Annotated in this window: 11 protein-coding genes; 8 read left to right on the forward strand and 3 right to left on the reverse strand. The window is 52.1% G+C overall.

Going from position 1 to position 13,803, the window contains the following annotated elements; all coding sequences use genetic code 11:
* Positions 1–455: gliding motility-associated C-terminal domain-containing protein (locus tag MRY86_RS06665; protein WP_293562703.1), on the forward strand; the 455-nt coding region annotated here is incomplete at its 5' end.
* A 125-nt stretch (positions 456–580) separates the two neighbouring features.
* On the opposite strand, the gene MRY86_RS06670 is transcribed toward MRY86_RS06665, so the two are convergent.
* The gene (locus tag MRY86_RS06670; protein ID WP_293562702.1) at positions 581–1,678 is read right to left on the reverse strand and encodes a C1 family peptidase; all 1,098 of its coding nucleotides are present in this window, start codon (positions 1,676–1,678) and stop codon (positions 581–583) included.
* Positions 1,679–1,729: 51 nt separating this feature from the next.
* Positions 1,730–5,602 carry a PKD domain-containing protein gene (locus tag MRY86_RS06675; RefSeq protein WP_293571117.1) on the reverse strand — a complete coding sequence of 1,291 codons (3,873 nt, stop codon included), beginning with the start codon at positions 5,600–5,602 and terminating at the stop codon, positions 1,730–1,732.
* A gap of 17 nt (positions 5,603–5,619) precedes the next feature.
* Between MRY86_RS06675 and MRY86_RS06680 the strand changes: the two genes are divergently transcribed.
* The 6 genes from MRY86_RS06680 (at position 5,620) to MRY86_RS06705 (ending at position 10,934) form a co-directional block, all read left to right on the forward strand.
* Positions 5,620–6,321 (forward strand): RNA polymerase sigma factor, encoded by a 702-nt coding sequence (locus tag MRY86_RS06680; protein ID WP_293566789.1) that lies wholly within the window; start codon positions 5,620–5,622, stop codon positions 6,319–6,321.
* Positions 6,322–6,410: 89 nt separating this feature from the next.
* Positions 6,411–7,229: a DUF6265 family protein gene (locus MRY86_RS06685; protein ID WP_293566790.1), complete on the forward strand. Its 819-nt coding sequence runs from the start codon at positions 6,411–6,413 to the stop codon at positions 7,227–7,229.
* Positions 7,230–7,325: 96 nt separating this feature from the next.
* On the forward strand, positions 7,326–9,014 hold the full coding sequence (locus tag MRY86_RS06690) for a hypothetical protein (RefSeq protein ID WP_293566791.1): 1,689 nt from the start codon (positions 7,326–7,328) through the stop codon (positions 9,012–9,014).
* Between the two features lie 16 nt (positions 9,015–9,030).
* Positions 9,031–9,504 (forward strand): 23S rRNA (pseudouridine(1915)-N(3))-methyltransferase RlmH, encoded by a 474-nt coding sequence (gene rlmH / locus MRY86_RS06695; RefSeq protein WP_293566792.1) that lies wholly within the window; start codon positions 9,031–9,033, stop codon positions 9,502–9,504.
* An 11-nt stretch (positions 9,505–9,515) separates the two neighbouring features.
* Positions 9,516–10,160, forward strand: coding sequence for a rhomboid family intramembrane serine protease (locus MRY86_RS06700; protein WP_293566793.1), 645 nt, complete (start codon positions 9,516–9,518; stop codon positions 10,158–10,160).
* 3 nt (positions 10,161–10,163) lie between these two features.
* On the forward strand, positions 10,164–10,934 hold the full coding sequence (locus MRY86_RS06705; RefSeq protein WP_293566794.1) for a YdcF family protein: 771 nt from the start codon (positions 10,164–10,166) through the stop codon (positions 10,932–10,934).
* 46 nt (positions 10,935–10,980) lie between these two features.
* Here MRY86_RS06705 and MRY86_RS06710 read toward each other — a convergent pair whose 3' ends face one another.
* On the reverse strand, positions 10,981–12,546 hold the full coding sequence (locus tag MRY86_RS06710; RefSeq protein ID WP_293566795.1) for a glycosyltransferase family 39 protein: 1,566 nt from the start codon (positions 12,544–12,546) through the stop codon (positions 10,981–10,983).
* Positions 12,547–12,775: 229 nt separating this feature from the next.
* On the opposite strand from MRY86_RS06710, the gene trxB reads away from it, so the two are divergent.
* Entirely contained in the window at positions 12,776–13,720 is a 945-nt protein-coding gene (trxB, locus tag MRY86_RS06715) for a thioredoxin-disulfide reductase (protein WP_293566796.1), read from the forward strand.
* Positions 13,721–13,803 lie beyond the last annotated feature (83 nt).

Consider the following 13,803-nt stretch of genomic DNA (forward strand, 5'->3'; position numbering starts at 1 on the left):
CCGTACTTTACCAGGATTCCACTACGGCTACGCCACTGGCCAGCGGGCTTGGGCTCGATACCATTCAGACGCAAATCTTCCCTAGCGGGCTACATACTTTCCAGGTGGAAATCACCACGCCCGATGGCTGTTCCTATTTCGCCACCGTGCAAGGGAATTTTATGGAAATTATCGTTGCTGTGCCCAATACCTTTACCCCTAACCGGGATGGCGCAAACGACTTCTTCAATTTCGTAGCACAGGCCAATATCGAGGACCTGGAGGTGCTGGAATTCAAGGTCTACAACCGCTGGGGCCAACTGGTCTACGACAATGAAACGCCGGACGATGGATGGGACGGCAACGCCAATGGAAAGGAGCAACCTACCGAGGTCTACTTCTACCTCATTCGGATTGCCCGTCCGAACGGATTTGAGCTGGGCACCTTCCAGGGGGATGTGACCCTGATCCGGTAAGCTAACCTACAGGAATCAAAAAAGCGCCAAACGATACGTCGTCTGGCGCTTTTTTGTTGGCGACCGTTTGTTATTGCTGATGCCCCCGGGTGAAGTACACGCGGGCACATGGTGGTCACATTGGGTTATAAATTCAGCTTGCTCGCAATATCTGTTGGAATAGCATCCTTGTGCACCATCAAGCCCACCGTTTTCATACGAAAGTAAGGAGCTGACATGTATAGGAAGCCTTCATAATCACTGATTTCGCCCCAGCTGTTTTTGGTGATGTAGTAAGTCTGCCCCTTCTGATCTTTAGCTAAGCCAGTGAGGTGCATGAGATGGTCATCGGTTGTCGAGAAGTTTTCGAAAGCTTTCTGCCGGTTTTCTTGCGTTACCTTAATCTCATCCACAGGGCTTTTGAATTGGTCGTCATCGTTCTGGTTCTCAGGTAGTATAGCCAGGCCATCTCCAGCGCTGAAGCCTTTCTCGCTGACATCTCCATCCCAGGCTACGGTGTACCCATTGCTGAGTGCATATTCTGTAATCGCCTGTAGTTCATCGAGCGGCACATTGAAGTAGCTGCCGTTGGAATAATTATCAGGAATCTCGAGAATGAAAGTCTCGTAGAAAGGGTGGTGCGCAAAGGACGTCAGCGATACATAGTCATCCGGATTGATAGGCAGGGCTTTTTTGAAGGATTCTGGTGTGTGAGTCTTGCCTTTATAAGAGAACGACTCCGGCACAGCGCCCATATACTGATCGATGATGGCTTCAAACGCGCCGGGCCACTTTTCACTGGGGCGCTTGCTTTCCAAGACACCGTCCAAAAAACCTTTCAGCGCGGCTTCCATTTCACTATGATCATGGTAGCGGTCGCCCTCCTTTAAACCGGAATAGACAGACTCCGGTACTGCGCCGGCCATTTCCAGGGCACGCATCACATCGTGGTTCAGGCTGCCCTGACTGAAGTTAGCTTTGCCCTGCCGCAGGACATAGTTGCGGGCTTTATCCTTGTAAATATTGCGGACTATATACATTTCAGAAAGGTCATAGCTGTCCTCTCCCAGGCGCATCAGCTCTGCTTCAATAAAGGAAATGGTAGAGAAACTCCAGCAGGTACCGGTGCGTTGCTGGTTTTTCACATCAGTGCATTTCAGCTCTTTCTCAACTGTAAATTTGTACTGTCCGAATACAGGGACCGAGAGCAAAAAAATTACTGTCCCCAACATCCATTGTTTCATGCTGCTATTGTGTTTTGTTTGGCACTGGAATCCAGGCCGGGTGAAAAAAAATTATCGCAATAAGGTAATATTTCCTTTGGTTTGGTAAGATTCCTGGTTAAAACACCTTACTTCCAGGTAATACCCATAGACATCAGCCGGAAGTTCCCGGTTTCGGAAGGTGCCGTCCCAACCGTCATGCTGTGGGTCAGATGTTTCGTAAACCTGCTCTCCCCAGCGGTCATAGATGACGAAGTAGAGCTCGTCAATAGTGCCTCCCTTCACCTGAAGGCGGTCATTCAGCCCGTCCCCGTCTGGTGTAAAGGCATTGGGCACAAAAATATAGGGCGTCAGGCATTCCGAAAGCCAGAAGATTTGTACCACCTCCTCATTCGAGCAACCATTGCCATCCGTGACCCGAACGGTGAAGGCCCTTGAGGTGTCCACAAAGACCTGCGGATTGAATACCCCCGGATTGCTCAGCCCGTTCGGAGGCAGCCATTCGTAAGTGTAATCGGGGTCCTGTGTGGCCAGCAATTGAACCAACTGAGGTTCGAATATAGTATCGGGAGTAGCCGATACGTCCAGTGGAGGCACTGTGGAGGTTACGGAAACAGCTATGGAGAGTGTTTTCACACAACCGAGTTCATTGGTAACCCATACTTCAAAATTGCTTCCCGCTCCTGCATCAACCGTCACGGCAGAAGTGCCCTGCCCGTTCAGAATATTTTCATCGGGCAGCCACTCATAGAACAAGTTCTGGTCCGGTGCCAGCTCGATGACTTCAAGTGTGGCGGTATCACCTTCGCAAATGCCTACAGTCGCATCGGTAAACACCAGAATGTTGCTCCCCTCCACCTGCACGCTGTCCTGCACAAAACAACCCAGGCTATCCTTGATGGCAACGTAAAAGGTCCGCAGCCCGGAAGGGTTAATGGTAAAACTGGGGTTGTCGCTCAGCTCTACACTGAAGTCCGCTTCGTCCGACCAGGCGTAACTTGCAGCTTGTGCGCTAAATGCAGACAGGGTCAGGCTCCCCTCACAAATCAGGGTGTCATTGCTCAGGGTATAATTTATCGGCGGGGCCACTTCCACCATGATCTCCCGCTCAAAAACACAGTTGCCACCGGTTTCCTCCATGACCACGGAATAAGTTTGAGGGGCATCCAGGGTAGCAGTAGGGTTGGGGCTGTTCTCATCACTCAATCCGGCTGCCGGCGACCAGGTGTAGGTATACCCTGGGAGTGGATTAGGATTGAGGTTTAAAGCTAGGCCCGGGCACCCTTGTAAAGTATCAGGGAGCATGGGTTCTGGAATATTTATGGCAACCGGTTGAATGATTTCATCCACGCAGCCATCACTGGAGGTAACAACCAACTGCACCTCGTAGATACCAGAGGCGGTGAACGTGAGTTCCGGATTAGCTCCGGCACCTGTCGCACCGTTACCGAAGTCCCAACCCCAGTCGATAATGTCGCTTTGTGTATTGACAGAGGCATCCGAAAATTGCACCGTTACGGAATCTGTGCAAGCAGTGATGTCATATGTAAAACCAGGCGTAATTTGTGGTGCGGTCACCTCGACCTGCTGAATTATAGTGTCCGGGCAAGCACTAAAATTATCCAGTATAGTCATGACTTCGTAAGTACCTGGCCCAGGGTAAGTATAGCTTACGGCACTCCCCTGCCCCACGGCACCGGGATTGTCTGGGTCACCAAAATACCAGTCATAAAACGGTGCATTGACACTCGTACTGCTGAACTGCACCGTAAACCCGCTGCACTGCTGCACCACCTGAAAACTATCCTGAGGAAAAGTGTCAATCTGAATCAGCTGCACACTATCCACCAGCGTACATCCAAATTGATTCTCCAGGCTGACCGTTAGCCCGTAACCGCCCGGTGCAGGAGGAGAAATAAAAACAGTCGGATTGTCATTGCCAAAAACAAGAAGGGAATCGGGCGCCCAAAGATAAGTGAGTGTATCCGTAAGGTCTTGATTGATGACCGCCGCTGCCCCAAGCGCACCCGGGCAAATCCCGCCCTGACTGGTGGTAATGACGTTTATGGCATTCCCGGTTACCGTTACGGAATCTACGGCAGTACAACCGAGCGCATCCCTAACCAGAACATAATACACTGCTGAGCCCATTGGGCTGACCTGCAGCGTGTCCCCTTCCCCAATCGGTTCAGTCAGCGCTGCATCTGCATACCAGTTGTAGAAGACCGCATTCGGATCGCTGGCCTGCAAGGTGAAGTCCGGAACGCAAATGGTGGTGTCCGGAGGAAGACTGGGGTTCAGGGCAGGGGCTACTTCCACCAGGACTTCCGTTTCTAAACTACAGTTGCCTGCTACATCTGAGACCGTTACCGAATAAGCGGTGGTTTCCAAAGGCTGAACGACTGGATTAGGCAGGCTGGGATCTTCGATATCTGGATGGCTGCCCCAGGAATAGGTGTAAGCCGCGTTGAAATCAGGATTCAGCGCAGTACTGTCTCCAGGGCACTGACTAAACTGTAAAGCCGTCAGGGCATTGCTCAGCAGCTTCACATCTATCGTTTGGCTGAGGGTGTCCGTACAGCCTTCAGTGGAAGTCAGCGTAAGGGCAACGGTGTAAGTTCCGGCTTCTTCAATCGTGAAAACGGGCGAAGGGGCCTCACTCGTAAGCCCGCCCGGGGTTACCGTCCAGTTCCAGGAAGCGATATCGTGCAAGGTGTCCTCACTATTGTCTTGTACCTGCAAGGCCGCCACATCACTGCAACCGTCGATTGACAATTCAAAATCAGGCACCAAGGTATTGGGCTTCAGGTGAATCTCTTGAAAAGCGGTATCCTCGCATACTTCACCGGGCGCAACGATGAGCATGACCGTATACTGCCCGGTATCTGAGAAGGTGTACACGGGGTCCGTCATCGCAGAAGACGCCCCAGGGTTACCAGGGTCATTAAACAGCCACAGGTAATTGCTGGAGCCATTGCTCTGATTATCAAAGTTGACAGTGAGGCTGCCACATTGCACCTCGGGGGCTGCAAAGGCGGCATCGGCTTCTCCACAGAGCCCAATATTGTATTGAAAATCCCGGCGGGTGGTGGAAATCAGAATACCATCCCGGTACTCTTCCACGCAAATGCCCACCACGAACTGCCCCTGAGTGACCGGAAAACCGGTTAGCAAGCCGGTTTCGGAGTTGATACTTAATGGCGCTCCGCCGGGCGAGCCGTTGAGCATATTATCGACGTTGTAGGGCGGATCGATCCACTGTATCTCATCGTAGGGCGGATTATTGGGGGGCTGAGGCTGGGGAATATCGGGCGTGGCACCAGTCAGGGGCGTACAAAGCCGGTAAACAATAGAATCTCCATCCTGATCAATGGCGGACTGGTCGAAGACGATGGGCTCATTGACGCAAATATAGATGGGCGGCCATTCCTTAAATTTAGGATTGCTGTTGCAGGCCTCCAAAGCCGCTTCGGAAATCGTCACGCCATAGGTTGCCCCGGTGTCGAGCGGGTCGACAATATTGACAATGGTTTCGTTCCGGCAGCACCTTTGGTACGCCAGCTGATACCCTCCGGGAATGGGCGGCAACGTCACAATAGTGCGGTAAGTCGTAGTGTGGACGCAGACATCCGGCGGGACGACCAGGCATTCGCTCGTCAGCACCGGGTTGAGGGTATCGTTGTTCATCAGCGGGAGCAGGATCTCTTGCAACAGCACATTGTCCTCATTAAAAACGCCTATTGAAGCCGGGTTATCAAACCAGGCATTGGGGTTGCCGTTATAGCAATCCCGGAAAATGGTCAGGGTGATTTCGTATTCATCATTGCCAAGACAGGTGTAATTCATTTCTCCCCCTACGATATGCGTGGCCTGCAAAACGTTGGGCAGGCACAACAGCAGGAAGGACAACAGTACACCAAAACGAAGCAACGGGTTCCACATCATGACAAGGACTGATTTAAGTGCAAAAAGATAAGGCAGAATTCCCGGCTGCCGAAGCAAAAGGAGGCAAATTGGAAGCTATTGTCCGAAAAATAGTAAGGCTGTACACCAAAAAACCTATCTTTTGCATCTGCTCTAATGTGATGAAAGTTGTGAATCGAAAATACCAATTTGTGACGGAGGAAGACTTGATCGAAGCCTGTCTGCAAAAAGACCGGCGCGCGCAGAAGGTGCTGTACGACCGCTATTCACCGGTGATGTACGGGGTTTGCAAGCGCTATGTCAAGTCTCCGGAAGATGCAGAGGATGTCTTGGTGGAAGCCTTCTACAAAGTCCTGACCAACCTGCACCAATACAAAGGCAGCGGCAGTTTTGAGGGCTGGATCCGGCGGATCGTGGTGAACGAGTCGCTTATGTTTTTGCGCAAGCGCCATAATTTCCGCCTAACACTGGAAATCAGCGAAGTGGACCAGCCGACCACGACCAACGTCATCAACCGGATGGCAGCAGAAGACATCCTGGGGCTGCTTAGCAAGCTGCCCACGGGCTACCGCACGGTATTTAACCTGTACGTACTGGAAGGCTACAAGCACCGGGAAATTGCTGACATGCTGGGCATCAGCATCAATACTTCGAAGTCACAGCTTATACTGGCCAAAAAGAAAATGCAGGATATGCTTGAAGATTTTGGCTACCCCGGGCTTCAAAAATTCAATAAATGAACTGCCCGGTTTTCATGATTTGCCTGTATAGAAGGAAACGGTAAATCATGCTCAACGTTACATTAACCCTGTAAAAAATACGCCATACCATGGCCAATAAAAAAGATCTCTTTTCCATATTTCAGGACAATCAGCACCTGTTTGATTCCGCTCCATCGCCGCGGGCCTGGGACAAACTGGAACGACGCCTCGACGGGCACCGCAGCCGCAACCGCCTGTCTACGCTTCGTACGATTTCGATGGCAGCAGCCGTACTGCTTTTGGCGGTGGTCGCAATTCTGATTTCCATTGCGGTTGGAGAAAAGCCCACCCGGTTGCTCAACAAGGGCCCACAGCCCCTGGCTTCCGAACAACTGCAAGCTGATGATGTAGAAGCCGCTGAAGAACTGCGGCAGACCCTGTATGCGCAGCGGGCCGAACAGCAACGGCAACGCCCAATCAACGAAGGCCCGGCTGACCGCAAGCTCATACTGGCCAAAAACCGGTCGGCCTCCACCGCACTCGAATCCCTCAACCGCTTCGACTGGATAGAAGGAGAATGGCAGCCACAGGATTCCAAAGCTCACCCGGCTATACAATGGAAGAAAATTGGCGATCATGCTATCGAAGGGCAGATGACGCAAGGCGAAGCAACCGAGCACATCCGTATTTTTCAGGACGGTGAAACGCTCTACTTTTCGACGGATTTCCGCAAGGACCAGCAAGTCCGTTTTGCCCTGCAGTACGCTACGCCCAATACCGCCGTTTTTGAAAGCAGCTCCGATGGCTTTCCTAAGCAGGTCACCCTCACCCGGAGCAGAAACAACCGTTTGACGCTCAAGTATGAGCAAAAAGATGCAGCCGCAGCACCGGGGCTCCTCAACCGCAGGCAGCAGGTCCGTTCCTGGTACAAAATTCAGCTGCAATAAGTAGTTCCTACGAACTATATCCGTTTGTGCTCATTATAATGAATACACTTTTATTCATTGGCAAACCAATGCCCAACACGAAGCGAGCCCACGGATATGAATTTCTTGCTGCGCCATCTTGAAAATGAAGTGCCAGAGTCAGCGCTCCTGGAAGGAGAAGCCTTGCTGGAAGGTGGTGCAGTAGAAGCGCTTCACGAACTGGAAAAACAGCTTTGGATCGCGCAGTCCGAAGGCTTCGAGGTGGAAGTCCAACTCTCCGGTCAAAAAGTCACCGCAGGCACCTGTGAGTGTGACGCCTTTAAGGCATCCGGCATTTGCGGGCACTTGGTCGGCACTTTACTTCAGGTACGACAGCAGCAACAGCGCCAAAAGGAAAAACGTGAGCAAAAGAAAAAAGCCACCAACACCCCCCGCCGCCTGACCACCGGCGTAGTCCTCGATCAGGTCGACCCTGGAGAACTGATTGACTTTGTGCGGGAATATGCCCGTACCCACCGTAATTTTTCCATTGCTCTGAAAGCACGCTTTGCCTCCTCCGTTTCCAATCTCAACAGTAAAGACAAATACTTACAGCTGCTGGATACCACCATTAACGCAGTACGCAAGTCCGACCGGCAGATTACAATGCGGGGTGCCCAACGGCTTAGCAGAGTGCTCGATGAACTGCATCAACAAATGGAACAGCATCTGGACGCCGGCAATTTAGTCGAAGTAGCGGACATCGCACTGAGCATTATTGAAAAAATCAGCCCCGTGCTGTCCAAAGTACAGCGGAAACGGGAACAAGTCAGGGTACAGCTGGTGGGGGCATTTGACTACCTCTTTGAGCTGGTTGACCGGTCCCCTGCACCCCAATTGCTCCGAAGGCTGTGGGCTGATAGCCAGCGTGAATACCCCAAGCGTACTTACCAGAGCAACCGCCTCGATGGCTACTTTTTCAAGCTGATGCTCAGCACTGCACAGGAGCCTTACCAGTTGGAAGCCCTGCTTGAAACGCTGGAAGATCGGGTCGGTCAGGAAGAAGAAAAAGACGGGACCGGGGCTGATTACATCCTCTTGCAAATTGCCGTGCTGGAAAAGCTGGACAGAGCGGAAGAAGCCCGTCAACTGATAGAAGCCCACCTCACGTCCCCGGACATCCTCGATTACGCTATAAAACAGGCACAGCGGCAAGGCAACCGGCCACGGGAAAAAGCACTGGCGCAGATCGGGCTGCGGCTGGACATGCCGGAAGTGTATCAGGACCGGCTGGAAGCATTGCTGCTGAAGATTTCCGAGGCAGAAGCAGATGCCAACAGCACAAAAACCTACGCGCTTTTGCAGTTTTTCCGTAAGCTCGACCTGCGGTTTTACAAAAAAGCCCGGGAAGCCACACCAAAGCCGGAACAACCAGCCCTCTTTGAGAACACCCTCACTCAGCTCCGGCAGCGCCCCTATAGCGCTGAGCTGCGCAACACTCTTGCCGGCTTACTGCTTGCTGAAGAACAGTGGCCGATCCTGATGGCTTATGCGGAGGAAGTGCAATCCCTCGACTTGCTTAGCGAAATAGATGAAACGCTCCTCCCCCTTTTTCCGGAACGAGTACGGCAGCTGTACCGGCAACTCCTCCACGAGTATGCCCGACATTACGTGGGCCCCAAAACGGCCCGGCGCATCGCCCTTGCCCTGCAGCATCTCCAATCCCTCGGCGCACAAAAGTTTGTGTCAGAACTGGCAGAGGAACTGCGCGTGCAATACCCCGAACGCCACACCCTTACTGCCGAATTATCCGCATTTGAAGAATAATTCCTAATTTCCCGACATGAAAGTAGAACTGTGGGCGATTGGAAAAACCAACGAACGCTACCTCGAAACCGGTATTGAGGTATATGCCAAACGGCTGAAGCACTATCTGAAGTTTGAGTTCAACATCTTGCCGGACGTTAAAAAAGCGGGCAAGCTAAGCCCGGTACAGCTGAAGGACAAGGAAGGTGAAACCGTACTTAAAGCCTTACAGGCAGGCGATTACCTTGTGTTGCTGGACGAGCGCGGCAAACGCATGACCTCAACCGCCTTTGCGGAATTCATCAACCACAAGTTGCAGCTCAGCCACCGGCGTATCATTTTCCTTATTGGAGGCGCCTTTGGTTTTTCACCAGCCCTCTATGAAAGAGCCGACCACAAAATTTCGCTTTCGGATATGACGTTTTCTCATCAGATGATCCGGTTGTTTATGGCAGAGCAAATCTACCGCGCCATGACCATCCTCAACAATGAGCCTTATCATAACGACTAGAAACCACGACTATGAGCATTAGCCTGACGATTATCCTGATTGGTATAACCGCCCTGATTTCCTATCAGGCGTTCAACAACCGGGAGCTGTTTTACAAGTCTGCCTTTCATCCGGCTTCCATTAAGGAATTTGGACAGATATCCCGCTTTCTCACCACCGGGTTTATTCATGCAAGCTGGGGCCACCTGGCCATCAATATGTATGTGCTTTACCTGTTTGGGGATATTCTGGAGCAGATTTTCACACAATGGCTCTTTTCGCCGGCTATTGGGCGCATCGTTTTTCTGGTTTTCTACCTTTCGGCGATTGTAGTCTCAGACATTCCCTCCTATTTCAAACATCAGGACAACCACGGTTACTCGGCAGTCGGTGCCTCAGGTGCGACTTCGGCACTGGTAATGGCTTATATCCTGTTCGACCCCTGGAACTGGTTTATTTTTCCACCGGTGCCGGGTGTCATTCTGGCGATAGGCTACCTGTGGTATTCCTCCTACATGTCGAAGCATGGCGAGGACCTTATTGCGCACGATGCCCACCTTTGGGGCGCGGTCTACGGGATTACATTTATGATCCTTTTGGCAGCGCTGACCCAACCGGAGTTGCTCACTATGTTTTGGGAGCGCTTTATGGAAGGCCCACGGATGCCAAACTTCTAAATCATGTTTTTTATCCTGTCCAAAGTCCTGGTATTTCTCCTCAAACCCATCACTTGGGTAGCCGGACTGCTCTTTTTGAGCTGGTTCTCTGCCAAGCCCAAGCGGAAACGCCGGTATGTGATGTTTGCGCTGGTGCTGTTGCTGTTGTTTTCCAACGGGTTCATTTTCAATATAGTGATCAGCGCCTGGGAGCCGGAAACGTTAACGGCCGACAAAATTGAAAAGCCCTACGCCGTAGGCATCCTGCTCGGGGGCTATTCCAACCTCAACATCCGCCCTGCCCATGACCGGCATAACCTTAATGAACGCGCCAACCGCTTTGCCAATGCGCTGGAGCTCTACAAAAAAGGGAAAGTCCGGAAGCTTTTGCTCACCGGCGGGCAGGGCTCCATTACCAAAAGAAACCCACCGGAAGCCAGCGAAGTGGTCGAATTCTTAGAAACCCTGGGCGTGCCCCGCAGGGATATCCTCGTGGAGGACCAAAGCCGAAATACGTATGAAAATGCGGTCTTCTCCAAAGCATTGATTGAAGAACAGCAACTGCAAGGCCCCTTTTTGCTGCTCACCTCCGCCTGGCATATGCCCCGAGCCCACGCCTGCTTTGAACAGGCAGGACTGGAGGTGACACCTTTTGCCGTAGATTACCTTACGGAGGAATGGGCACCTTCGCCCGAACAACTGGTGCTGCCCAATGCGCGGACACTCTACCTTTGGGAGCTAATCATTAAGGAATGGGTGGGCATACTTGCCTACCGGATCAAAGGCTACAACTAAGAGCGAAAAAGCCGTTGGCTAAGCTTTTGATTATCAAACCACTACCCTACTCTACCTGAATTAGTACAAAATCCCCGTCATGAAAGGGGATTTCCAGGAGGGGCTCATAAGCCGGGAATTCGCCCTCCGGCACCATCATAAAACTGCCCGGTTTCAGTTCATCATTAAAATGCACCGTTTGGCCACGCAGGCGGTTGAGCTCATAAATCACGGTATAGGAAATACGCCCATCCTGGTACATATGCAGGGGCTCATCACCGGCAATGGCTTGTATTTGATGAGCCAGGTCTGTATTGAACTGCCCCGCGCTGTCGTGCGCCCGCTGCGGAAGAATGGTCAATGCAAATAGCAAACGCCCGGCGATCAGTCCAAACAGGAGCCAGTTGAGCGCCAATTCCGGTTTTCTGAAATGCAGAATGGCCAGGCCGGCAAATACAAGCGCGCCGAGTCCGGTTATCCAGGCCCGCCCGGGCAGAAAGTCAAATGCGGGGAGAAAATTCAAGGTAACCGCGCCAAGTGACAAGGCTACCAGCAACACGCCTACGATCACCCGAAAAGTGCGTTCCCGCCACCGGGCCAGTACGCCCCGCTCCTGCCAGGCGTAGACGCCCACGGACAACAGCAAGGGGTAAAGCATGTAAATATAGCGTTGCTTAGCGCCAGGAGCCAGCCAGTAGACCACGAAGTTAGACAGGAAAACCACAACCGAAAAAGCCAGCAAAGGCTTAGCCCTGATTTGTCGCCATATCCCTCGGTGCGTGGCGAAGAGCACCAGTAGCAAGCTCATGGGCAGGGTGTCTTTTAGCGTATCGAGTGGGAAGATAAGCAAGTGCTCCAGTGTCCTCCCCAAGCTGTTTTGAACGGCAGTGCGCCCCACAGATTCGGAAAAGAGGTCTGCCAGGTAATTGCCCAGGCTGTTGTACTGATGGTAAAGGGCAAGATAACCTCCGGCAATGCCTGCAAAAACCGTAATCCCCAGCAGATGCTGCCAGGAAAAGAGCAGCCGCCAGCGCTTTTGATAAATCAGCCAGGATAATACGGTTAAGCCCAGAAAAGGGATAGAGGGTAGCCCTTTGGTCAACACTCCTATGGCAGCAAGCCCGTAGCTCAAGGTGAACATCAGGCTCCAGCGCGCTTTTTGCTCATAATGGAAGAACGCCAGCATGCTGCCCAGGGTAATCAGGCTGTAGAAAATGTCGATTTCCCCTAGCATGGAGAAGTAAAAATAGATGGCGCCGCAAAAGACATAGGATAACGCCCAAAGCTGCCCAAAGCCGGAATGGACATGTTGCCGACCGATCCGGTACAGCAGCAGCAGCGTGGCGATGAGTGACAAGATCGTTGGCAGTCGCAGCGCCCAGCGGCTGTACTCCCCAAATAGCGCAGCACTCCCGATGATCAGCCAGTTGAAAATCGGTGGTTTTTTGTAGTAAAACTCACCCAGCTGTCGCGGAACGATGTAGTTGCCGTTTTCCTGCATCTCCATGGCAATCAGGGCCCGGCGGGGCTCTTCCAGGTAGACAGGCTGTACCCCAATATTAATGAACAAGCTTACCAGCATGAGCCCCGCTGCCCAGGCCATCAGCCGTTTTTCCAGAGATGATTCCAGCATGCTATAGTTATTGTACCCCGCAAAGATGCCATTTTTTTCCCGCCTGGATAAGCCAATTTAGGCTTTGACAAAAGGGAGATCAAACCGACTCAACCTGAAGCGGGTTTGCGGCGTTTCCTTTCCTGAAGATTTCAGTTCGGGCGACAAACTGTGACGGTAATTACAGACCGCTTTGCTCAAACTTTTTATTTTTGCCCGGATTATAAAAAAACTACAAAGAAAAACCACGATGGCAGAAGATATCCAACAAGTAAAATGCCTCATCATTGGCTCTGGCCCCGCGGGTTATACCGCTGCCGTTTATGCTGCACGTGCCAACATGTCTCCCGTACTGTATACTGGCTCTGAGCCAGGCGGCCAGCTCATGATTACCACTGACGTGGAAAACTACCCGGGCTATCCGGAAGGCATCATGGGCCCACAAATGATGGAGGACTTCCGCAAGCAGGCGGAGCGTTTCGGTACGGATGTCCGTTATGAACTGATCAGCAAGGTAGACCTTACCGGCCCGGTGCACAAAGCCTGGACAGAATCCGGCCAGGAAATCCACGCCAACAGCATTATCATCTCCACAGGAGCCAGCGCCAAATGGCTGGGACTGGAGTCTGAAAAGCGGCTGACCAATAAAGGTGTATCTGCCTGCGCCGTATGCGACGGGTTCTTCTTCCGCGGAATGGAAACCGCCATCGTCGGGGGTGGAGATACTGCTGCCGAAGAAGCCTTATACCTTTCCAAGCTCAGCCCAAAAGTGCACATGCTGGTGCGCCGGGACGAGCTGCGGGCTTCCAAAATCATGCAGGAACGGGTGATGAATACCGAAAATATCGAAATCCACTGGAATACAGAAACTGAGGAAATCCTTGGAGAAGAGGAAGTGGAAGGCGTACGCGTGATTAATAACCAAACGAAGGAAACTTCCGTCATCCCGATCAAAGGCTTCTTCGTAGCCATTGGCCACAAGCCCAATACAGACATTTTCAAAGACTGGCTGGATATGGATGATACGGGTTACATCGTGACTAAGGGCAAGACCACCAAGACCAACATTAAAGGCGTCTTTGCCAGCGGTGATGCGCAGGATAATGTATACCGTCAGGCCGTGACCGCGGCGGGCACCGGATGCATGGCAGCCCTTGATGCAGAGCGCTATTTGACCGAAGAAGGGGTGATTTAGGGCTTGTTGGGATTTTGCTTTTGGAGCGAACGCAGCCAAATTTTATTCTGATCAAGGCGCGATGAGGGAACATCCGTACGGAC

The organism is Phaeodactylibacter sp. (genome assembly GCF_022763345.1).
In the GTDB taxonomy this organism is placed as follows: Bacteria; Bacteroidota; Bacteroidia; order Chitinophagales; family Saprospiraceae; genus Phaeodactylibacter.